The organism is Bacillus sp. AFS059628 (genome assembly GCF_002571225.1).
Classification (GTDB): Bacteria; Bacillota; Bacilli; order Bacillales; family Bacillaceae_G; genus Bacillus_A.
In genome coordinates this window covers 24,284-45,723 of sequence record NZ_NVEC01000110.1, presented here as the reverse complement: position 1 = coordinate 45,723, position 21,440 = coordinate 24,284, and the positions used below count along the sequence as shown (strand labels likewise).

Annotated in this window: 20 protein-coding genes and 2 pseudogenes; 14 read left to right on the top strand and 8 right to left on the bottom strand. The window is 33.9% G+C overall.

What is annotated here, in order from left to right:
- Window positions 1–354 precede the first annotated feature (354 nt).
- Window positions 355–3,702, top strand: a complete 3,348-nt coding sequence (locus COL05_RS28875) for a trifunctional glycoside hydrolase family 18/polysaccharide deacetylase/glycosyltransferase family 2 protein (RefSeq protein ID WP_098671087.1) — start codon at window positions 355–357, stop codon at window positions 3,700–3,702.
- 240 nt (window positions 3,703–3,942) lie between these two features.
- Window positions 3,943–4,209 (top strand): ArsR/SmtB family transcription factor, encoded by a 267-nt coding sequence (locus COL05_RS28870; protein ID WP_098078995.1) that lies wholly within the window; start codon window positions 3,943–3,945, stop codon window positions 4,207–4,209.
- Window positions 4,210–4,412: 203 nt separating this feature from the next.
- Here COL05_RS28870 and COL05_RS32095 read toward each other — a convergent pair.
- Window positions 4,413–4,601, bottom strand: a pseudogene (locus COL05_RS32095) (ASCH domain-containing protein); the annotation flags it as partial.
- Window positions 4,602–4,744: 143 nt separating this feature from the next.
- Between COL05_RS32095 and COL05_RS28865 the strand changes: the two are divergent.
- On the top strand, window positions 4,745–5,425 hold the full coding sequence (locus tag COL05_RS28865) for a hypothetical protein (protein WP_098078998.1): 681 nt from the start codon (window positions 4,745–4,747) through the stop codon (window positions 5,423–5,425).
- A gap of 419 nt (window positions 5,426–5,844) precedes the next feature.
- On the opposite strand, the gene COL05_RS28860 is transcribed toward COL05_RS28865, so the two are convergent.
- The 6 genes and pseudogenes from COL05_RS28860 to COL05_RS28840 all read right to left on the bottom strand — a co-directional run bounded on the left by COL05_RS28860 (window position 5,845) and on the right by COL05_RS28840 (window position 12,026).
- Window positions 5,845–7,296, bottom strand: a complete 1,452-nt coding sequence (locus tag COL05_RS28860; protein WP_098671086.1) for an FAD-dependent oxidoreductase — start codon at window positions 7,294–7,296, stop codon at window positions 5,845–5,847.
- Window positions 7,297–7,622: 326 nt separating this feature from the next.
- Complete coding sequence (locus COL05_RS31585) at window positions 7,623–7,838, bottom strand: hypothetical protein (RefSeq protein ID WP_164083069.1); 216 nt, start codon at window positions 7,836–7,838, stop codon at window positions 7,623–7,625.
- A 487-nt stretch (window positions 7,839–8,325) separates the two neighbouring features.
- Window positions 8,326–9,195 (bottom strand): L-serine ammonia-lyase, iron-sulfur-dependent, subunit alpha, encoded by an 870-nt coding sequence (sdaAA, locus tag COL05_RS28855; protein WP_098671091.1) that lies wholly within the window; start codon window positions 9,193–9,195, stop codon window positions 8,326–8,328.
- Window positions 9,196–9,266: 71 nt separating this feature from the next.
- Window positions 9,267–9,677, bottom strand: a pseudogene (sdaAB, locus tag COL05_RS28850) (L-serine ammonia-lyase, iron-sulfur-dependent subunit beta); the annotation flags it as partial.
- A 30-nt stretch (window positions 9,678–9,707) separates the two neighbouring features.
- Complete coding sequence (locus COL05_RS28845) at window positions 9,708–10,742, bottom strand: PTS sugar transporter subunit IIC (protein WP_098671084.1); 1,035 nt, start codon at window positions 10,740–10,742, stop codon at window positions 9,708–9,710.
- 960 nt (window positions 10,743–11,702) lie between these two features.
- Window positions 11,703–12,026, bottom strand: coding sequence for a winged helix-turn-helix transcriptional regulator (locus tag COL05_RS28840; protein ID WP_098671083.1), 324 nt, complete (start codon window positions 12,024–12,026; stop codon window positions 11,703–11,705).
- A gap of 124 nt (window positions 12,027–12,150) precedes the next feature.
- On the opposite strand from COL05_RS28840, the gene COL05_RS28835 reads away from it, so the two are divergent.
- The 6 genes from COL05_RS28835 to COL05_RS28810 all read left to right on the top strand — a co-directional run bounded on the left by COL05_RS28835 (window position 12,151) and on the right by COL05_RS28810 (window position 17,403).
- Entirely contained in the window at window positions 12,151–12,684 is a 534-nt protein-coding gene (locus COL05_RS28835) for an NAD(P)H-dependent oxidoreductase (RefSeq protein ID WP_142337715.1), read from the top strand.
- 133 nt (window positions 12,685–12,817) lie between these two features.
- Window positions 12,818–14,317: a class I adenylate-forming enzyme family protein gene (locus COL05_RS28830; RefSeq protein ID WP_142337713.1), complete on the top strand. Its 1,500-nt coding sequence runs from the start codon at window positions 12,818–12,820 to the stop codon at window positions 14,315–14,317.
- A 140-nt stretch (window positions 14,318–14,457) separates the two neighbouring features.
- A complete protein-coding gene (locus COL05_RS28825) occupies window positions 14,458–15,021 on the top strand; it encodes a GNAT family N-acetyltransferase (protein ID WP_098671081.1) in 564 nt (187 codons plus the stop codon).
- Window positions 15,018–15,722, top strand: a complete 705-nt coding sequence (locus tag COL05_RS28820) for an SDR family NAD(P)-dependent oxidoreductase (protein WP_098671080.1) — start codon at window positions 15,018–15,020, stop codon at window positions 15,720–15,722. The genes COL05_RS28825 and COL05_RS28820 overlap by 4 nt, the downstream gene beginning before the upstream one ends.
- Window positions 15,719–16,492, top strand: coding sequence for a GNAT family N-acetyltransferase (locus COL05_RS28815; protein WP_142337712.1), 774 nt, complete (start codon window positions 15,719–15,721; stop codon window positions 16,490–16,492). Before COL05_RS28820 ends, COL05_RS28815 begins: the two co-directional genes overlap by 4 nt.
- Window positions 16,493–16,503: 11 nt before the next feature.
- Window positions 16,504–17,403 carry a PhzF family phenazine biosynthesis isomerase gene (locus COL05_RS28810; RefSeq protein WP_098671078.1) on the top strand — a complete coding sequence of 300 codons (900 nt, stop codon included), beginning with the start codon at window positions 16,504–16,506 and terminating at the stop codon, window positions 17,401–17,403.
- A gap of 33 nt (window positions 17,404–17,436) precedes the next feature.
- On the opposite strand, the gene COL05_RS28805 is transcribed toward COL05_RS28810, so the two are convergent.
- On the bottom strand, window positions 17,437–17,646 hold the full coding sequence (locus COL05_RS28805) for a hypothetical protein (RefSeq protein WP_000801653.1): 210 nt from the start codon (window positions 17,644–17,646) through the stop codon (window positions 17,437–17,439).
- 175 nt (window positions 17,647–17,821) lie between these two features.
- On the opposite strand from COL05_RS28805, the gene COL05_RS28800 reads away from it, so the two are divergent.
- From COL05_RS28800 to spxA, 5 genes are all read left to right on the top strand, one after another.
- Window positions 17,822–18,661 carry a phosphotransferase family protein gene (locus tag COL05_RS28800; protein ID WP_098671077.1) on the top strand — a complete coding sequence of 280 codons (840 nt, stop codon included), beginning with the start codon at window positions 17,822–17,824 and terminating at the stop codon, window positions 18,659–18,661.
- A 28-nt stretch (window positions 18,662–18,689) separates the two neighbouring features.
- Window positions 18,690–19,235, top strand: coding sequence for a DUF7010 family protein (locus tag COL05_RS28795; protein WP_098671076.1), 546 nt, complete (start codon window positions 18,690–18,692; stop codon window positions 19,233–19,235).
- 40 nt (window positions 19,236–19,275) lie between these two features.
- Complete coding sequence (locus tag COL05_RS28790; RefSeq protein WP_142337711.1) at window positions 19,276–20,100, top strand: MBL fold metallo-hydrolase; 825 nt, start codon at window positions 19,276–19,278, stop codon at window positions 20,098–20,100.
- A gap of 16 nt (window positions 20,101–20,116) precedes the next feature.
- Window positions 20,117–20,683 carry an SGNH/GDSL hydrolase family protein gene (locus COL05_RS28785; RefSeq protein ID WP_098671074.1) on the top strand — a complete coding sequence of 189 codons (567 nt, stop codon included), beginning with the start codon at window positions 20,117–20,119 and terminating at the stop codon, window positions 20,681–20,683.
- Between the two features lie 360 nt (window positions 20,684–21,043).
- Window positions 21,044–21,439, top strand: coding sequence for a transcriptional regulator SpxA (gene spxA, locus COL05_RS28775; RefSeq protein ID WP_098671073.1), 396 nt, complete (start codon window positions 21,044–21,046; stop codon window positions 21,437–21,439).
- The last annotated feature ends 1 nt before the right edge of the window (window position 21,440 follow it).

The window sequence follows — 21,440 nt, the reverse complement described above, 5'->3', positions numbered from 1 at the left end:
CCTCAACAAGGGAATAATGGAAATGAGCAAGGGAACAACGGAAGAGGGTCCCAGAAAGAAAATAATGGGAACGAGCAAGGTAACAATGGAAGAGGATCTCAGCAAGAGAATAGGGGCCACCAATAAGGAAATGAAAAGAAGAGTCAATAGAATATGGAAGTGAGAGATTCAATCCAAAGCTAAAAGGAGTTATCTCGCTATTGTGGGCAGTAAAAACTCCCATCTCAAAATTTGGCTGAGGCAAAGAAGTTAGATGGGAGTTTGGATGCTTATAAATGTTCGATTGATGAGGCTGATTAAAGTTTCACTTTATTATTCTATAGTTTTATTAAGAAGGAGTATGTGAAAAGTATAATGGAGAAAAACATTCAACAAGAGAAACATAAATCCAAACCTGTTTTTTATGATCCGAAAGGAAGGAGAAACATAGCTTTTATCTCGTTTCTATGTATCTCTATAGTTAGCGTAAGTATTGTATTTTATTTTTTCTTTCAAAGTATTTTTTCAACACCAGAAATTCCGAATATGAATCCTACTGTAAAACAAGATACGAAACTTGTACCAATTAATCAAAAACTTAGTGAGGAGCAGTTAAAGAAGGAAGAATTCAAGCCAAATACCGAAATAAAAGATAATAAAAAGTTGGTGAATTCGACGAACAATAGTAAGCAACGTAAAGAAGTGTATGGTTTTTATGTGAATTGGGATGAAAATAGCACAGCGTCTTTAAAAGAAAATATCGATTCATTAACCACGTTAGTACCAGAATGGTATCATTTAAAAGAAGATTTAACGATTAGAAGTGAGATAAAACCAGAGATTGTAAAACTAGCCCAAAAAAATCATGTAAAAATTATGCCGTTACTTACTAACTATACAGAAAAAGCTTCTGGCCCTGATAGTGATCTTATCCATAAGTTACTGAATTCGTCGAATGATGTGAAGACGAAACTTATTAATGATTTAGTAAGCGAAGTTAAAAAGAGTCAGTTTTCAGGTATTAATATTGACTTTGAGGCCGTACCTGAAAGTGATAGAGAAAACTTAACAAATTTTACGAAAGAACTTACTATGGCCTTTCATAAACATGATTTGCTCGTTACACAAGATGTTCCAGCTAATGATAAGGCTTTTGATTATGGTGCGTTAGCAAAAATAATAGATCGAATGATTGTAATGATGTACGATGAGCACTATGGAGCCGGGGAACCAGGACCAATTGCTTCAAATAAATGGTTCCAACATACATTAAAAGAACTGAATATTCCGTCTAATAAACTTGTAGTTGCTTTCGGTAACTATGGATATGATTGGGAAGTAAATAGTAAAAAACCTGCGAAGTCTTTAACTTTTTCAGAAGTTATGACAATGGCTCATGATTCCAATATGAAAATTCAATGGGATAACATGAGTGGAAATCCTTATTTTAGATATAAAACGGGAGAGAAAGAGCATACTGCTTGGTTCTTAGATAGTGTTACTCTCTATAATCAAGTGAAAATCGCAATGGACAACAATGCAAAGGGGTTTGCGTTATGGAGATTAGGAGCAGAAGACCCTACAATATGGAAAGTTTTAAAAAATCCGATTGAGGCCCAAAAAAATCCTAATGCATTACATAAAATTACTAGTTTAGATGAAGTGAATTATGCTGGACAAGGTGAAATTTTACAGATTGAGAATGAAAGAAAAAATGGGTTGAGAGATTTTAAAGTAGAAAAAGATGGGTATCTTACAGATGAAGTATATGAATCCTTACCATCTGCATACGAAGTGCAACGACATGGCAAACCGAATGGAAAACAAGTAGTATTAACATTTGATGATGGGCCAGATCCGAAATATACACCGGAAATTTTAGATATATTGAAAGAGAATAAAATAAAAGCTGCTTTTTTTGTACTTGGTGAAAATGCGCAACTAAATCCTAATATTGTGAAAAGGATATACAATGAAGGGCATGAAATTGGCAATCATACTTTCAAGCATCCTAACGTCGCTGATACGTCTTTACTACGAACAAAAGTAGAGCTTAATACGACCCAACGTTTAATTCAAGAAATAACTGGACATTCTACTGTTTTATTTAGACCACCATATGAAGCCGATGCTAACCCAGATTCATCAAATGAAATATTACCTATTTTGCGTGCACAAAATATGAACTATACAATGGTGGGGGAAGAAGTTGATCCTGAAGACTGGGCAACACCATCAACAAATGAATTAGTAAAGCGTACTCTTACTCCCATTTATAAGGGAGAGGGACATGTTATTCTTCTACATGATGCAGGAGGGAATCGTACCCATACGGTAGAAGCGCTTCCCATTATTATTAAAGAACTTAAAAAAAACGGATATAGTTTTGTAACAATTTCAGATTTAATGAATAAAGAACGAGATGAAATTATGCCTCCTGTTTCTTCTGAGGGGAAACAATATTTACTTTACAATAAAGCTGTCTTTTCAGGAGCAGGATATTTTAAACATATATTAACAACTATTTTTTATATTGCAATTGGATTAGGTATTTTTCGATTCTTATTCTTAATTTATTTTGCATGGAGGCAGAAAAGAAAAACGCTATCTCGCTATATTAATACGTCCTATCAACCTTTTGTTAGTGTTGTCATAGCAGCATATAATGAAGAAAAGGTCATAGCCAAGACGATTCGCTCAATTTTGGATAGTCAGTATAGTGAGTTTGAAGTTATTGTTGTGGATGACGGATCGACAGATGGTACGTCAAAAGTAATGCAAGAAACATTTTATAAACACCCTAAAGTTCGTTTCATTCAGAAAGAAAACGGCGGGAAATCATCGGCAATGAACCTAGGGTTTCAACAATCTCGAGGAGAGATCATTGTCACTTTAGATGCGGATACTATTATTGCGCAAGACGCTATTTCTCTCATGATTAGACACTTTGAAGATCATAATGTAGCGGCAGTTTCAGGTAATGTCAAAGTGGGGAATAGACGAAACTTGTTAACTACTTGGCAACATGTTGAGTATATTACAGGGTTTAATTTAGAACGTAGAGCTTTTGATGAGTTAAATTGTATTACAGTAGTTCCAGGAGCTATTGGGGCATGGCGTAAAAAGAATGTAGTTGAATCTGAATATTTAAGTGAGGATACTTTAGCAGAAGATACGGATCTTACTATTACATTTTTACGTCAAGGATATATAATTATATATGAAGAAAAGGCCTATGCTTTTACGGAATCACCTGAAGATGTGAAAAGTCTCATTAAACAGCGATATCGTTGGTCATATGGTACACTCCAATGTCTTTGGAAACATCGAAAAGCAGTGTTTCATACAAAACATAAAACGTTAGGATTTATTGCATTGCCTAACATGTGGTTATTCCAATATGTGCTACAATTCATTGCTCCTTTTGCAGATATATTAATGATTGTGGGACTATTTAGTAGTGATCCGCTAAAAGTTTTAGGATTTTATTTTGTATTCTTTTTAATGGATCTTCTCGCATCTCTGTTTGCATTTAAATTAGAGGAAGAGAATCCGAAACCATTAGTATGGTTAATTTTACAACGCTTTATTTATCGTCAATTTATGACTTATGTTGTTATTAAATCTATATTCTCATCTATTCGAGGCGTAGCGGTAGGATGGAATAAATTAAAGAGAATGGGGAGTGTTGAGCATTCCACGGAACATAAGGAAGCATCTTAAGAGAGCGGGTTATCTGCTCTCTTTTTTCATTGGTTTTAGTAAGTAATATGTAATATAAAGCCTTCGCTTCCATAACGAAATTCCTAATCATTACTGATAGTGAGACATTATGTTAAGATACTCCTTTATTTTCGGGAAAAAGTTTTTTTATCTTTTTTTTAAATGACGGACATAAAATCATATATACCTTCGAATTATATATATGGATAACATAAATATATATATAAGGGGAGAAAAAACATGAAAGAAATGTATGAAGAAATCACTGAAATATTGAAGGTATTAGCACATCCTGTCCGTTTATCATTAGTAAAAATAATGCTTGCAAAAGGTCCTATTAACGTAACGACAATGTATGAAACGTTACAAATGCCTCAAAGTACAATTAGTCAACATTTATCTAAACTAAAAGCTACGAAAGTCGTTACAGGTACTCGGAAAGGGTTAGAAATTTATTATGAGGTAACGGACCATCGTACAAAGGCAATTTTATCAAGTTTGTTGTAACGCTGTCTGTCTAGACTTCAAAATTAAGAAGAGGATACGAAAGCAATTCTATGGAGAGAATTTTTAAGGTTTTTACACAAGTGAAGATCTGAAGCAAAGTCCCTTAATAAATAAAATAGTTGTTTGAATATATGGTATAAAATAGAATTTTTATACCATATTCCTTATATATGTAATAGAAGGAAGAATGTTTTGATTTCAATCTATACGCTATCTTTATAATTATTAATTACCTTAAACGTTTGAGAAAATAATAATAGGTTTGGAGTAAAAGTAAGTCCATCCAAGCTTAATTCCTAAGTGGAAAAATTAACATGCTCACTATAAAAATAATAATAGCTAAAATCCCCTGCACCCTCGGCTTTTGTAAAATTACTTGTTACCTCATTTATTAAAAAACAATTAAGGACCTATTGAGTGATAATAAATTGTTCAGTTAAAGGTGCATTTTGTTGAATGTAAGGAAAATTCTGAATTTTAATAGACACCTGGATTCGCATACTGATAGAATAAGCAGAAATATAATAAAGGTGGAATGGAATTGAGAAAAAGGTTAGGATGCTTACACGCCCATTATTCAAATATAGAATATATAGAAAATGCACTTACCTCATTTAACATTGAATTAATCCATTTTGTTGACCCAGCATTAATGTATCAGGTTACATCAAATGAAAAATTCCAAGAATCAGATGCTCAATATAAAGTTAAAGAGCAAATAGAATGGATTGCTCAATGTAATGTTGATGCTATCCTTATTACTTGTACAAATTATATTGCAATTTTACATGAAGACCAACTTTCAATATCAGTGCCAATTATTAAAATTGATGTACCGTTCTTTGATTACATATGCAATATACAGCAACCTCAGACAATTGTTTTTACAAATCCTGCAACTGTTGAAGGTACAGTAGAACGCCTTAAACATCATGCTAATAGCCGTCAAAAATCTTTAGATTTAGAGGTTATCGTCATAAATAGTGTTTTTGAATTGATAATGAAAGGACAAAAAGAAGAATACAACCAAGAAATTACAAAGTTCTTAAATCAAATCATTAAAGATGAAAAGAAAGTTATCTCTGTTGCTCAATTATCTATGGTTGATGCAACTAAGCAAGTTGAGTATAAAACAGCTAAGACTATTATTAATCCATTGAATACATTAGTATCTTATATTGTAAATAAATTAAAATTAGAGAAGAAAAATCAGTGATAAACTGTTGGGTTCTTCTTTAGCTAAAGGGTGCAATTGTTGAGTGGCAGAGAAAGGAAATAATCAAATTTTTTATAAAACCCTTATAATTAGTTAGAAAGGTTAACTTCATTTGATTATGTCTGTAATTAATGTAGCTTCTATGTAATTTAAATAATCAAAAATCCTCTTTTTAAAATTTTGGAACATAGAAACAAATATTTTTGATTATGAGAGTATGTAGGTCGGAGTTTTTTGTAGTACATCAGAGCGGAATTTTATAGTTAACTGTAAGTTTAATATTTTTCCCTTGTGGACATGTTTTTATAAATAGTGAGATGGGCAAAACGAAAAGAATCCTAAATAAATAGGATTCTTTTCGTTTTATAAAAGTGAATTTATCTTGTATCACTAATACGATTGATAATCATTTTTCTGGACTATTCGCAGTTATCTATCTTGGTATACTCAATGTCGGCTATGTGACCATCTGGTCGAATCAAAATGGTATCTATATTTTTTAACTCGGAATCTTGTATTTCTCCTACAACTACCTTTATGTGCGAATCAATATTCATTTTATTTATCTTATCTATATAAGAAGGGTGTATTAATAAAATAAAGTTACCATCTTTCATTAATTCAAAGAGTTTATAACTTTTCTTATTTAGAGAAGAAATAGTGAGATTTGCACATCTTTTTCCTATCAATGAATTCTTTTCTGTATCGTGCATCGACGAATACATAACCCCTAAACCACTTACTCTTTCAGATAAATCGTGATTTATCTCGGGGTATGTAAGTAGGTGCGAAAATAACTCTCTTAATTCCATTCCTGCGTTTGAAAAGTTTATCATTAATTGTTCTTGCGCTTGTACTTCCTTGAAAAATTGTTTTCCCACAGCATGTCTTTCAATATGATAACTTTCTAATAGACTTTCATATTTTTTTTGTTTTATTGCGAGTCCTAATTTCCAGCCTATATTAAAAGCATCTTGGAGACCTACATTCAAACCTTGTCCTCCAGCAGGGAAATGAATATGTGCTGCATCCCCTGCTAAGAATACACGCTTATGTTGATAAGTATTTGCTAGTTTGGTTGCATTGCCAAAGCGAGAAAGCCATATTGCGTTCTTAATTTGAAGATGTTCACCTGTAATACTATAAATACTGTCTATAAACTCTTTTTCTGTAACAGCAACATGAACGGGTATTGTCTGATTCTTAGGATCAACAATTGCAAAACGAAATACATCAGGTGCAATAGGTACCATCATTAATATCCCATTTATATTAGAAGTAGATAAAAATGGAGTATTTGGTATATCTTCTAAAATAACATCACCTAATATAGCAGTAGTTGTTGTGTTTGTTCCATTAAACGGTATATTCGATAATTCACGAACTATACTTCTTGCTCCATCAGCTCCTATTACATATGGAACTTCTATTTTATATATTGTTTCTCTTTGTTCTATTTCTAGTTGTACGAATGTTTCATATTGTTTTAAGTCTTTCAGAGTATGCCCGCGTTTAATGACTACACCTAATTCTAATGCACGTTCTTCTAATATTTCTTCTGTAATAGATTGGGGAATAAAAAGTGTATATGGAAAATCAGTATTTAAATTTTTAAAGTTTAATCTTGTATCTAAGGCAGCAAAATGACTTGTATTTAATTTCTTTCCTCTAGCTAAAAATCGATCTGCAATACCTCTCATAGCCATCAATTCTAAGGATCGGGGGTGTAGTGTGAGTGCTCTAGAATTTCGTACCCGGTCTAATCTTCTCTCTAAAACAACAACTTTTACGCCTTGAATAGCTAATTCACATGCTGCCATAAGTCCAACTGGACCACCACCAACTACCGCTACATCATAATAATTGTCCATATCATGCCCTCCATTTATTTAAGTGTTTAAGAGCTAATGTTAAAAATTGTGAATAGATTTATAAATGCTATCTATTGTACATATATAATTATACTTCATTTTAGTTTCCTTGGAAACTAAAATGAAGTTCCTAGGAAAAGTCTGCATAGTAAGTGTGTAGTTAAAGCTATATAGCGTGTCTGCGGCAGTAGCCATTGGGTAGCATTAATATGTAATGGCGTTTGCATTAAAGGCTGCAACTTCTTCTGCTTGTGCTATTTTTGCTAAAAATGCTACTGCTGTAGTTCCATGTGGGAGTTGTAAAGGTCTTTCCGCTATTCGTAGTTTTAATGAAGTAGTAGTGGTTTTAACTCGACTTCAAATAATTCACTTTCAATTTCAGTAAGTGCATACATCGATACAGGGTGTGGAGAGGTATTAGATAAGACTTGTGATGAAAGAAGTTCTCCTGATGACGAGTAAAATGTAACAAACACTTGTGAAAATGGAGGGACCATAATGATTACACGGTCAGTTTTTTGTAACGTATTAACCAACTCCAAAATAATATTGTTTTATAAAAATCAAAAAACAATAGATAAATATAAAGTTATTATTATGGGTACTTTCCGGTAGTGAATTAAGAAAATCAATAAACTCTTTATTTTATTGTAAATAATTTAAGAGCACACAAATATGCGTGCTCTTAGAATAGAAAGGTAGTTTTCTATGAGTAGGGGGTCCCCATATAATAAAATATGCTTGTCCAATTTAAATGTGAGAAGTTTTTTATAAAAATGCTATTTGGTAAGTCTATGTGAAAAATCACCTTGTATAGGAACTCTTTGCAAAGTATTTTGTCTGCAGTCATGATTTTTAAAGTTGATGAGAGCTGTTATCCGACTAATAAAACCACATCTCAAATTGTTGACTATAGGTCTAACAACTAGGATGCGGTTCAATTAAAAAAAGTGTCCGAGTTAAATATAAGGTAAAAAGTATAGGATACTTTTGTTATAAGGAGTATTTATAGATGAATGTTATTGATTTTTACTTCTGAAAGATTTGTGCTTCTAATTTACGAGCTGTTGGAGTAGCTGCTAAACCACCTTCTGCTGTTTCACGTAGAGCAGAAGGCATCATTTGTCCAACACGGTACATCGCGTCGATAACTTCATCACATGGAATAACGGAAATTATACCAGCTAATGACATATCTGCGGCGATGAGTACATTGGATGCACCACCAGCATTTCGTTTTACACATGGTACTTCTACAAGCCCTGCAACAGGATCACACACAAGTCCTAATAAATTTTTTAATGCAATGCTGAAAGCTGTTGCGCATTGTTCAGGTGTACCACCAGCCATAGCGACAGCACCAGCCGCTGCCATACCACTAGCTGTTCCCACTTCAGCTTGGCAACCACCAGCCGCTCCAGAAATGGATGCATTATTTGCGGTGACAATACCAAAAGCCGCTGCAGTAAATAAAAACTCTAACATTTGCTCTTCAGTTGCTTGTAATTTTTCCTTTACCGCGAATAATACACCAGGAACCGTGCCAGCCGAGCCTGCAGTTGGATTCGCACAAATAATCCCCATAGCTGCGTTTACTTCATTGGTTGCAACAGCTTTTGCAACTGCATTAAGGATAACATCTCCCGAGAGTCCTTTTTTATTTTCAATATACTGTTTCATTAATAAACCGTCGCCCCCAGTTAAACCAGTGATTGATTTAACACCTACTAATCCTTGAGAAATGGCATTTTCCATGATGATAAGTTTCTTTTTCATACGATTTATTACTTCTTCACGTGAAGATTCTGTAGCGATAATTTCCTGTTGAATCATAATTTCAGCTATAGATATATTTTCTAATTTTGTTAATTTTAAAAGATCGGAAACTGTTTTGAACATCATTATAATCAATCCTTTGCTAGGAATTTTATAGGAAAAAGATATTTTTATAAAAATTAACTTACACGTTTACCATCAATTTCTGTAATTTCCATCATTCCGCCTCCGATAGAAATACCGACTAATTCCATTTGACGCGAGCCTTTTATTAATCTTAAACGAGCCGTATTTGGATGTTCACTTTCTTCTTCGCATTTTTGAAAATTAACGTTCATTCCTATTGCTTTTGCAAGTTTCAGTGCTTTTGGGATACGCGAGTCATCTGTTGGAAATCCCATTAATCCGCCGACAATTGCTACATCCGTTCCATGCCCTTTATATGTTTTAGCGAAAGAACCATAGAAAGAGATATCGACTTCATCTGGTTGTTCACCAAATAATATTCTTGCCTCAACACCTATTCGTGCGGCACCGGCAGTATGTGAACTAGATGGACCTACCATAATTGGACCGATAATATCAAACATTGATTTGTATTTCATGTTTTATTCCTCCAAGTCTAGTTTTATAGTTTAAGCAGCAATTTCTTGAGGGTTTTCTCTAATATCTTCCACTTTCCTAATTTTGAAGTTTTTGAATACTAGCGAACCAATATATCCAGATAACAGCCCAGTAGTCATAATAGTTGCAGCACACAGTAATACTTTCATAGGATCATTGAATCCAAACATAACCATTAATCCAGCAATTGGTGTTGCTGTGCCGACTGCGTTATTGATGAGTCCAAATGAGGCAACAACTACACCAGCAATCATGCCTCCCATGACATTGGTTAAATATATAGGAATTGGATTTGAAGCAATAATATCAATTTGAGTTAATGGTTCAATAGCAACTGCTGTTGTAGTGGCTTTATTACCAAATTTCATACGTTTAAACAGCATATAGTTAACAAAAGAAGAACCTGTAACCGATAGGGCACCGATAGCCATTGGCATGCCGGTTAAACCGATTAGACTCGTAAGAGCCATAGAACTTAATGGACTCATGCCCACAATTGGAATAATTCCACCTAAAACGACTCCAAGTAAAATTGGATTTCCTGTACCAGCGGATACTAAAACGTCTCCTATATTTTGCAATATTCTGACTACTACTGGTGCTATTGCTGTTGCTAGTAACCGCGCTATAACTGGAGCAACTAAAACAGCAACAATTAAATCGATACCTTCTGGAATACGTTTTTCAATTTGTTTAATTAGGAAAGATACTAAATAACCAGCGATAAATGCTGGGAGTAATTTGAAATCAGCTACTGCTACACCAACCATCATTGAATAGACAGGGTTTACACCCATTTTTAAACAAACGAGTGTACCAGCAGCAATTCCACCAAGCCCTCCAGCCATTTGCCCAAGATCTTTTAAAAATGGAATTCCAATTAAATCACCAGTTACATAACTATGAAAGGCTTCTACTAAAAAGGTTGCACAAGCGGCCCCTGAAAGACCTCCCATTGCTTTCATTCCATTGGGAGCTTTAAAGCAAAATAATGACATGCATGAAAGAACAGCAAGTAAAAGTAAAGTACCTTTTAACATTTCCATCTTTATTCGTTCTCCTTTGTTGCGTATTGTTAAATAAAACTATCGGGAGGATTGATATTTCTCCGGAGTAGACTATCTCTCGACGCCCTCATTATAACTTGTATATTTATGAGTTTAATTTTTTTTTGTTTTTAGAAAAAATGAATAAAAAGAATATTGAATAGCTGAAAAATTAAGCTTGGTATGTAGCGGTTGTGTCCAATTTTTGAAGCTGTATTAATTATCAAATAGAAAGAAGTAATACAGAATTACTTCGGTTAACACCTTGATTATATTGAGAAATCTTTATAAAGACACTTATATTTTTCTTTATTAAAGTAGTTCATTCTATATAGGAAAGGTGTTGCAATAAATAATTAATATATATGTACAGGGATAAATTAAGGGGATATAAATTTTATTTGTATATTTATATTTTGGATTTAATATTCATTTTTTAGAAAAGAAGAACTTCTTTTTAGTAAATCTTATATTCTTAGTAGGAGGGTAAAATGAAAGGGAATTACTTTAAGGTGGCAGTAGAAAAGGTTAACAGTGTAGGGGGAAGTGAAAGTAAAGAAGAAAGATACAGGAAAGACTGAAAATATAACAATCGTAACGGATTAAGGGAATTAGAATAAACTAAAAGTACCAGTGGAAGCAGATTCAAAAAGAAAAAACGATGTGATTTGTAAGAGGATAGATTTACTTATTTAGCAAAAAATCTAGGAATCTAATTTGTCCAAACTATTTTATTGTTTGAATTCTACTATATTGCTATTAAGTTAAAAGTTTAATATACCCTAAAATGAAAAATTTATTTCACTACAGTTAATTACTATAAGAAATTAGAGTTTTTCATTTTAGAGGTATTTTTTGTTATCTTAATGATGATATGAGTATCTCTATTATAAAATTTCAGTAGAAATATTAAACTACTAATATGAATGTAGAAGATTTAATAAAGACGGTAATGTTCTTTTAGTCATGTAATCTTTTCATTTGATGATCTTTTCCCCATTCACATAGTTCATCCATAATTTGCATTAAAGATTTCCCATATTCGCTTATTGTGTATTCAACCTTTGGTGGTACTTCTTGATATACAGTACGATGGATAATCCCATCAGCTTCAAGTTGCCGAAGTTGTTGAGTCAGAACTTTTTGCGTAATGTTTGGGATTTCTCGTCGGATTTCATTTGTTCGCATTTTTCCATCCATCAACACACATAAAATATGAACTTTCCATTTTCCGCCGATTACATCGAGTGTCGTTGCAATTGGGCAGTCATCATTTTGATTCATATAACACCTCCACAGGTACTTTAAGGTTCCTATAGCACTTTAAAGTACGTACTTTTCAATTATATGTGACTCACTCATACTAATACGTAAAGGATTGAATAATTAAAAAAGGGGATGGAAGATGATGAGAACACTTGTAATTGTAGCACACCCTGATATTGAAAAATCAAAAATTAATAAAAGATGGATTGAAGAACTTGAAAAACATTCGGATGAAATAACGGTGCATGAATTGTATAAAGTGGCACCGAATTGGGAGTTTAATGTGGAAGAGGAACAAAAGCTATTAGTAGAACACGACCGATATATATTTCAATTTCCACTCTACTGGTACAGCTCACCACCATTATTGAAAAAATGGTTTGACGATGTATTAACATATGGATTTGCTTACGGATCAAAAGGGGATAAAGTGAAGGGGAAAGAGTTTGGGGTAGCTATTTCTATAGGTGGATTAGAAAAAGACTATGAAAATAGTGGAATCACGATGGATGAGTTAATAAAACCATTTCAAGCTACATGCTTATATACAGATATGAAATTTATACCTTCGTTTTATTTATACGGTGCCGAATATAAATTAAGTGATGAAGAGATTGATAAAAGTGCACCTGAGTATGTACGATATGTGATGAATAAGGAGTATTCTAATATATAAGAGGAAATAGCCATTTACTTGTTAAGTAGATGGCTATTTTTATTAAATTTATATTCACTAAGTGTAATCTTTAGTAAATTAATAGTTAATCTGGTAAAATAAAAAATCTAACATATATAAAGGGGAGTTTTACTTGAGAACGATGCAAAAATTATTACAAAAAAGAGCAATGCAATCACCAAATTTAGAAGCGCTTGTAGGCGGAGAGAAAAGGTATTCGTTTCAGCAGTATAATGAACGAGTAAATCAGCTTGCACATTATTTGTTACATAATGGTGTGCAAAGAGGAGATCGTATAGGAATACTATGCAAAAATAATCACCCGTTTCCAAGCGTTATGATGGCAAGTTTAAAAATTGGAGCGGTATGTATTCCGCTAAATCATCAGCTTACTGTTTATGAACTAGAAACGATTGTAAAAGAAGCAAAATTAAAAGTGTTAGTTATTGATGAAGAGTTCCATGAAGCTTTAAAGATTGATGCTGTTAAAGAAATTCCTTATGTAATTCAAACGATAAAAGAAGGCTTTGGTTCATTTGAATTAACATTACAAGAACAGCCAAGTACAGAGCCCAATGTAGAAGTTCATGAAGAGGATGATGCGATTTACTTATTTACTTCAGGAACGACTGGGCAGGCGAAGGCATGTGTCATTGGACATAAAAACTTACATCATTATTTTGCTGAGATTGCAGGACAAAGAGAAATTCCAGCAGGTGAACGCTTTTTATCCGTGCATCCATTGTTCCATATGAGTGGCGTGCTTTCTATTTTAAATTGCATTTATCATGGCGTTACGATGATTTTCTTAGCTGATTCGAATCCTACTCTCATTTGGGATAAGATTGAAGAAGAGAAAATTACGACGATGCTTGCGTTCCCAGCTGTTTATAGCTACATGCTTGATGAGCTAAATAAAAAGGAACGAAACATTTCAACTTTTAAAGTGGCACAAAGCGGTGGTACAAAAGTGCCAGAAACACTTATTCAAAAATATATGGAAAAAGGAATATGTATGGTGCAAGGCTATGGGAGTACAGAAGGCTGGGTTGTCACTTCATGGCATCCAATGATGGGAAAAGAAAAGATGTCTTCTGTAGGAAAAACTTTGAAACATGTAGAGCTGAAAATTGTTCATCCAGAAACAGGTGATGAACTAACAACAAATGAAGTTGGCGAGATCCATGTAAAAAGTCCATACATGTTTAAAGGATATTGGAATAATGAAAAGGCGACGAAGAAGGTAGTAAAAGATAGTTGGTTTAACATGGGTGATGCTGGCATGATAGATGATGACGGATTCCTGCATATTATGGGAAGATATAAAGACGTTATCATACGCGGTGGTGACAACGTATATCCAGATCAAGTAGAAGATGTCATTCATGAAATACATGGTGTTTTAGAAGTTGCAGTAGTTGGGGTTCCGGATGACTTTTGGGGTGAGGTTCCGACAGCGTATATTGTAAAAGATATGCAAACGTCCTTAACAGAAGAAGAAATTATACAACATTGTAAAGAAAAACTAGCAAGTTATAAAATACCAGAAGTTGTATTTATGGAAGAATTACCGAAAAATGCTTTAGGAAAAGTGTTGAAGAGGGAATTAAGAGCAGGTGTATTTGTAAAATAAAAAACGATTAGATGATAAGGAATCCAGTTATGCAGTGAGCATGACTGGATTTTTGTTTAGAACATAATAATTTACTAGATTTTGTATTTTGTGTAAGATAATAAAGAATATTCAATCATTAATTAAAGGAAGAGATATAAATGAAGCTGCCGCTATTGCAAATAGAGACAGAGAGACTTATGATCCGTCCGTTCCAAAATGATGATTATGAAAGTTGGTTCGATGGCTTTCATAAGAGGTTACCATCGCAGTATAAATATGACGACGGTTATCAAGATATGGCCTCATCAACGAAAGAATGGTTCACGGAATGGATAAGAGGGTTTGATGAAGCAGCACATCGAGATGAGATGTATGTATTAGGTATTTTTCGTAAAGAAGACGGAGCTAATATTGGAAAGCTAGAGCTTATAAAAATTTTACGTATGGACTATCAGTGGGCGATGATGGGGTATTCCATACATAATCAATACTGGAAAAATGGATATGGCATGGAAAGTGTGAAAGCTGCGTTACCGTTATTTTTTAATCGTCTTTATTTTCATAGAATTGAATTACATATACGTGTTGATAATGAACCATCCGTTCGTCTTGCGGAACGAGCAGGTTTTTCTTTTGAATGCAAGAGAGAGGCGTTTTCTTTAGAGAATGGTAAGTGGATGGATTTTCTTATTTATTATAAAAATAAGGAGATGGATATATGAGAGTGTTTATTACAGGTGGAAATCGTGGATTAGGGTTACAGTTAGTCAAAGTATTTCAGGAACATGGGCATGTCGTTTATCCGTTAGTTAGAACGGAGGCTGCGGTAACGCAATTGAAGAAAATGTTTAGTTGTAGATGTTTTCCTATATTGGCAGACTTATCAATTGATGAGAGTACGGAGCAAATTAAGAATCAGCTTGCAGAGTATACAGAGTATATGGACCTAGTTATAAATAACGCTGGGATTACTGGGAAAGAGACTGAGGTTTTACAGACGAATTCAGAAGAGTTAACGGACTTATTTAACATTCATTGCTTAGGTGTAATTCGAGCTGTAAAAGGTACATATGTGGCTTTAGCGAAATCGAATCATCCGAGAATAATAAATGTGTCCTCTCGCTTAGGGTCATTACATAAAATGGCGAACAAAGAATTTCCGCAAGGTCAGTTCTCATATTCCTATCGAATTGCTAAAGCTGCACAAAATATGTTAACGCTTTGTCTGCAACAAGAGTTTGAAGATAAAGGAATTCGTGTAACTGCCATTCACCCTGGAAAATTAAAGACTGACATTGGTGCTTTTGATGCGAATATGACTCCGGCTGAAGGAGCTAAAAATATATATGATTGGTTAATCGATTCAAATGAGGATGTATCAGGGAAGTTTATTGAGCCTGGGATAGGAGAATTAAAGTGGTGAAGTACGATCTTACAGTTGTTCAAAGTTTATTTGGTCCTTCGAATAAAGTATTACATGGTTTACCAAATGCAGTAACGATTGAAGAGATAGAAGAAGATGCCTTTTATAACGTACAAACTTATAAAGAAAAGATAAGTAGATTTGAAGAAATTTGTTTTAACTGGGAGTTGAAAAGAGCGAGTATTGTACTAAATAAAAGGTTTAGTAGTTATAACTCAAGTGCGAGGGTGTTGCTTAATACTGGTTTTTCTTTACATGCAGCAAAGATAGAAGTGTGTAGAGAGTTAGACGATGTAGAGGCGCTTGAAAAACAATTTAAATACCGTTCAATAGGAGAAACGTTATCGGCAAAAGATTTTAAATGCATTTGGGAGCAGTGTATGTTGAATTCAGGAAATCAAACTTCCAATTTAACTATTGATGAGCATTTTTATTCAGTGCAAACAGAGTTAGGTAAAGGCTGGGAGAAGTCATGCATTGTTTTTTATGATAAAAATGAGCCAATTGGTTTGTCCATACCGCATATAGAGCATGGAACAGAAAGTGAAGGACGATTATTTTACTTTGGGGTAATGCCTCATTATCGAGGGAAAGGAATCTCTTCTCAACTGCATCTTCAATCTTTACATATATTAAAAGAAATGGGCGCTACTTATTATATCGGAAGCACACATACTTCAAATGAAAAGATGCAGAAGGTATTTGGGAGAAATCATTGTTCGGTGAAAACGGAGATAGAGCTTTATTATAAAATTTTTAAAGAAAGTTAGGAGAAAAGAAAATGAAGACTATAAACGTATTTCATTATGACGCATTTACGAATAAACCGAATATGGGGAATCCAGCAGGTGTTGTATTAGAGGCGGATAGATTAACGGAAGGAGAAATGCAGCGTATTGCTGAAAAAGTTGGGTTCAATGAAACATCCTTTGTTCTTTCTTCAAAAGAAGCAAATATAAAGATTCGCTATTTTACTCCCGGTCATGAAATGGATTTATGTGGTCATGCGACAGTAGGGACTATATATGCACTTCATGAAAGGGGATTATTAGAAGGGAATCATAATTTAACAATTGAAACGAAGGCAGGGATTTTGCCGATACATATAGGTGCGAATGAAAGTGGAGAAACTTTTATTAAAATGAGACAAGCAACACCCCAGTTTCAAGATTTTACAGGTTCTCAAGAGGCATTAGCACACAGTATTGGTCTTGAAGTAAATGATCTAGATGAAAAATTACCAATTGTATATGGAAGTACTGGTATTTGGACTGTAATTGTACCTGTTAAAAATCTAGAAGTATGTGAGAAAATGAAACCTAATAATAATGAATTTCCATTTGTGTTAAAAGAAATACCAAAGGCCTCTATTCATCCGCTTTGCATCGAAACATATAATGCAGAAGCAAAAATGCACGGTCGTCATTTTTCATCACCTTATTCTGGAACAATAGAAGATCCAGTGACAGGAACAGCTTCAGGTGTAATGGGAGCGTACTATGCGATGTATTTGGAAAAAGATTTTGATCATGAAATGGAGTTAATTGTTGAACAAGGACAGGAAATGAATAAAGATGGTCGTGTAACGGTATATGTAACGAAAGATGTAGAGAATGAAAAGTTACAAATAGATATTGCGGGAACAGCGGTGTATGTAAAAGAGTTTGAAATTTCGATATAAGAAATGAAAGCCCGGAATACATCCGGACTTTCATTATCTGTTCAACACTTCAATATACGAAGCATCTCCAGTTGTTCGTAAAGCAGATCGGAAATTATTATTTTCTAACGTTTTAGCGACTTGTTGTAACTGCTGTGCATCATCATGATGGATAAGTAAGCTGTCCGCACCACTTTCTTCTATATGAATGTGTTCGACATTTCCAATAGCATCATGTACCGCTTTTAAAAATTCAGGTTTCATAGTGACCTCCTATATGTATGTAGCGTTGTTGTTATTATTTCCTTATTTTTGAAATGTAAAAGTAAATGAATTTTTGTTATATTAAGATTTTGGAAGGGGTTTCCTGTTTGTTTGTCAAATAATAGTAAAGTTGTCTTTTAAAATGAGGGAATCTTCGGAATTGAAAGGTGAGGGAATGGGCATTTCAATAATTGCTGCGCAACTCGTTAAGGAGAAAGTGATTTCACATGATCCAAATAGCATAAAAGTGTTGAACGGAGGAACGACAAGTACTGTTTATTTGTTGGATGAAAAATATGTGGTAAAGCTGAATGAAGCGGAAGTAATACGTGAAGAAGCTAATTTCCTTTCGTTTTATGAGGGGAATACTTTAATTTCAAAGCTTTTGTATAAGGAACCTTTCCATACATATTTCGTATATTCTTTCCTTGAAGGTAATACTTCGTGCGAACAAGGATATAAACGAAGCACGCTTCGTACACTTGTAAAAGAAGTTATTAATCAGTATAAAATTGTTCCAGAGGCAGATGGCTGGGGATGGAAAGAAAGTCCGGTTCAATCTTGGAATGAATTTTTAACAGGAAATGTGATGGAAGCTTATGAAAATGTAAAACGTTACATAAGTGAGGAAGAGTATAGAATTGTTCTTAAACTAGCAAATAGGGATGCCGGAGTAAATCAGCCATTTTTATTACATGGTGATTTCGGATTTCATAATTTTATATTTCGAGAAAATAGGTTACATGGAGTAATTGATCCGTTACCAGTCCTCGGAGATCCTTTATATGACTTAATTTACGCGTTCTGTTCAACTACGGAAGATTTAACGAAAGAAACGATTGATTATGCGATGAAAGAATGTGTATTTCTTAAAAAAGATCGAGATTTATACGAGGAAATAGTCATAGGATTATATTTGCGTATAGACACATGTTTAAGACACCACCCGAAAGATTTAGAAGATTATTTAATAGCTTGGCGTTATTGGATGGGCGAAATTAAGCCGGCTTTATAGTATAAATAGTTTGGGGGGAGATAGTGAAATGAACATAGCAGAAGCAAAACAAGATTTAGCACAAAGAACGAAAAGAGGATTTCCAGTTATAATAGCTGGTATTTTATTTTGGATTGTAGCGAGTGTAACTGGTGTCCTTCTTTCAGAAAAACAGGTTGTGTGGGTGTATTTAATTGGTATGGGTTGTGTCTTTCCTTGTGGCCTAATGATAGCTTCTATATTAAAAATTGATATGTTTGCGAAAGGTAATCCGCTAGGGACTTTAGCTGGATTAATTGGCGGGATAAATGTATTAAATATTCCGTTTGTATTACTTGCCTATTTTCAATTTCCAGAATGGTTACCTTTTGTAGTAGCAATGTTAATAGGCGTTCATTTTATACCGTACGTATGGATTTATGAAAGTACAAGTTATGGTTTATTGGCAGTAGGGACTGTATTCGTAACATCAGTTTGCGGGATTCTTTTTGCAGACAATGGATTTACTGTCATTCCATTGTCAGTTACTGTTGTCTACTTACTCACTTTAATTGGTTTATTAATTGAAAATAAAAAAGTAGATCAGTATCAATAAACATCAGTTTCATAAAAATATAGGGGTAGGGGGAATTATGATGAAAAATTTCGTTTGTACAACGTGTGGCGTACAGTATGCAGCGAGTGTGGAAGAACCGGTAAGTTGTGTTATTTGTGATGAGGAGAGACAATATGTGAATCCGAAAGGGCAGTCTTGGACGACTTTAGAAACCTTGCAATCGAGTAGTACATATAAAAATGAAATGATAGAAGAAGAAAATGGGCTTTATAGTATTACGACAAAACCGGCATTTGCGATTGGTCAAACGGGATATGTAGTAAAAACGGAAGCGTATCGTTTACTATGGGATTGTATTACTTATTTAGATGAAACGACAATTGAGAAGATAAAGGAGGTGGGCGGGTTAGATGCGATAGCACTATCTCATCCTCATTACTATTCAACGCAAGTAGAATGGGCAGAAACGTTTGATGTACCAATTTATATACATGAAGACGATAAAGAGTGGGTAGTACGCCCGAGTAGCCGTATTATTTATTGGTCTGGTGAGTCATTACAATTAGCGGATGGAATTACTATTCATCGCCTCGGAGGACATTTTAGCGGCGGTTCTGTATTACATTGGGAAGAAGGAAATGATGGAAAAGGTATTTTATTAACAGGTGATATTATTCAAGTTGTAGCGGATCAGCAGTGGGTGAGTTTCATGTACAGCTATCCAAATTTAATTCCATTACCCGCAAGAAAAGTGGAGGAAATGGCGAATCGAGTGAAGCCGTTACAATTTAATCGTTTATATAATGCTTTTCACCGAGTAGTGAAAGAGAATGCAAATGAGGCAGTGGAACGTTCTGCTGAAAGATATATTAAGGCAGTAGAAGGAAAGTTATTTCATACGTAAAAGGAGAATTAGCTCTATGAAAACATTAGTATGCTTTGGTGATAGTATTACAGCTGATGAAACGTTTTTTGATGGAACACCGAGGTTAACACCACGTCTAAAAGAGATGTTTCCAAATTGGAAGGTGGTAAATGCAGGGGTTCCGGGTGATAATACGTTCGATGCGTTACATAGGATTGAAGAGGATGTACTATCACATAAACCAGACTTTGTAACAGTTTTTCTTGGTACGAATGATTCGGTATTATTTGATCCAGTACCATTACAAGTATACAAAGACAATTTAGAGAAGATTGTAAGTATGATTTCACCAGAAAAAATATTACTTATTAGTCCTGCGCCAGTTGATGAAGAACGTCAACATAATAGAACCAATAAAGTACTTGGTCAGTATGCAGACGTAGTAGAGGAAGTGGCGAAGGAAACAGGAAGTTATTTTCTAAATTTATATGCTGAAATGATTCAAGAGCCTCATTATAAAAGATTAGTAGAAAATGATGAAAAAGACGGTTTACATTTTGGCCGACAAGGTTATGAGTATGTAGCGGAGTTAATTGGTAAAAAGTTAAAAGGGATTTTGTAAGAAGCAAAGTGTGCGCGCTTTGCTTTTTTTGCTCGTGTATTTCCTCCTACAATGTTGCTGTGTTCATTGCAGTAGCTTTTATTATGCTAAACATATAGGGGAGAAATGAATAAAGTGGAATATAATTTGCTGCGCTAATGGAATGCACCCAAGACTTAACAGTTGATTAATAGAACTGTAAAGTTTAAAATTACAGTATAGTTTTTAGAAGTGAGTTTCTATTGTTTGTAAAAAAAACAGATAAATTAAATATTCTCCAATAAATAATATAACGTGTATTTTATTCTAAACTGTAATTTTTTTTTATACATTTCAATAATCTATATAATAATTTTAAAAGTAAAGGAGTGTGTGTAAAATATGGTGATTTTATATACGACAGCAAGCTGTAGTTCATGCCGAAAAGCAAAAGCGTGGCTTGAAGAACATCAAATTGATTATACCGAAAAAAATATCGTATCAAATTCGCTAACAGTCGATGAGCTTAAATCCATTCTTCGTTTAACTGAAGATGGTGCTACTGAAATTATTTCAACGAGATCTAAAACTTTTCAGGAATTAAATATAAATATTGAGGCGCTTTCGCTTAATGAGTTTTATCAATTAATAATTGAGTATCCTCAAATGTTACGTCGTCCAATTATGCTGGACGAAAAAAGATTGCAGGTTGGTTTTAATGAGGAAGAAATTCGCAAATTTTTACCGCGTAGCGTTCGAACATTTTTGAATATTGAATTGCAAAAAATGGCTAATTAAT

Excerpts from the sequence above, each read along its gene's own strand:
- sdaAA (WP_098671091.1), bottom strand. The coding sequence starts at position 9,195 with ATGTTCAAAACAGTTTCCGATCTTTTAAAATTAACAAAATTAGAAAAT.
- COL05_RS28875 (WP_098671087.1), top strand. The coding sequence starts at position 355 with ATGGAGAAAAACATTCAACAAGAGAAACATAAATCCAAACCTGTTTTT.
- COL05_RS28835 (WP_142337715.1), top strand. The coding sequence starts at position 12,151 with ATGAGAACACTTGTAATTGTAGCACACCCTGATATTGAAAAATCAAAA.
- spxA (WP_098671073.1), top strand. The coding sequence starts at position 21,044 with ATGGTGATTTTATATACGACAGCAAGCTGTAGTTCATGCCGAAAAGCA.
- COL05_RS28805 (WP_000801653.1), bottom strand. The coding sequence starts at position 17,646 with ATGAAACCTGAATTTTTAAAAGCGGTACATGATGCTATTGGAAATGTC.
- COL05_RS28800 (WP_098671077.1), top strand. The coding sequence starts at position 17,822 with ATGGGCATTTCAATAATTGCTGCGCAACTCGTTAAGGAGAAAGTGATT.
- COL05_RS28840 (WP_098671083.1), bottom strand. The coding sequence starts at position 12,026 with ATGAATCAAAATGATGACTGCCCAATTGCAACGACACTCGATGTAATC.
- COL05_RS28795 (WP_098671076.1), top strand. The coding sequence starts at position 18,690 with ATGAACATAGCAGAAGCAAAACAAGATTTAGCACAAAGAACGAAAAGA.
- COL05_RS28845 (WP_098671084.1), bottom strand. The coding sequence starts at position 10,742 with ATGGAAATGTTAAAAGGTACTTTACTTTTACTTGCTGTTCTTTCATGC.
- COL05_RS28860 (WP_098671086.1), bottom strand. The coding sequence starts at position 7,296 with ATGGACAATTATTATGATGTAGCGGTAGTTGGTGGTGGTCCAGTTGGA.
- COL05_RS28870 (WP_098078995.1), top strand. The coding sequence starts at position 3,943 with ATGAAAGAAATGTATGAAGAAATCACTGAAATATTGAAGGTATTAGCA.
- COL05_RS28825 (WP_098671081.1), top strand. The coding sequence starts at position 14,458 with ATGAAGCTGCCGCTATTGCAAATAGAGACAGAGAGACTTATGATCCGT.
- COL05_RS28865 (WP_098078998.1), top strand. The coding sequence starts at position 4,745 with ATGGAATTGAGAAAAAGGTTAGGATGCTTACACGCCCATTATTCAAAT.
- COL05_RS28785 (WP_098671074.1), top strand. The coding sequence starts at position 20,117 with ATGAAAACATTAGTATGCTTTGGTGATAGTATTACAGCTGATGAAACG.
- COL05_RS28790 (WP_142337711.1), top strand. The coding sequence starts at position 19,276 with ATGAAAAATTTCGTTTGTACAACGTGTGGCGTACAGTATGCAGCGAGT.
- COL05_RS28820 (WP_098671080.1), top strand. The coding sequence starts at position 15,018 with ATGAGAGTGTTTATTACAGGTGGAAATCGTGGATTAGGGTTACAGTTA.
- COL05_RS28810 (WP_098671078.1), top strand. The coding sequence starts at position 16,504 with ATGAAGACTATAAACGTATTTCATTATGACGCATTTACGAATAAACCG.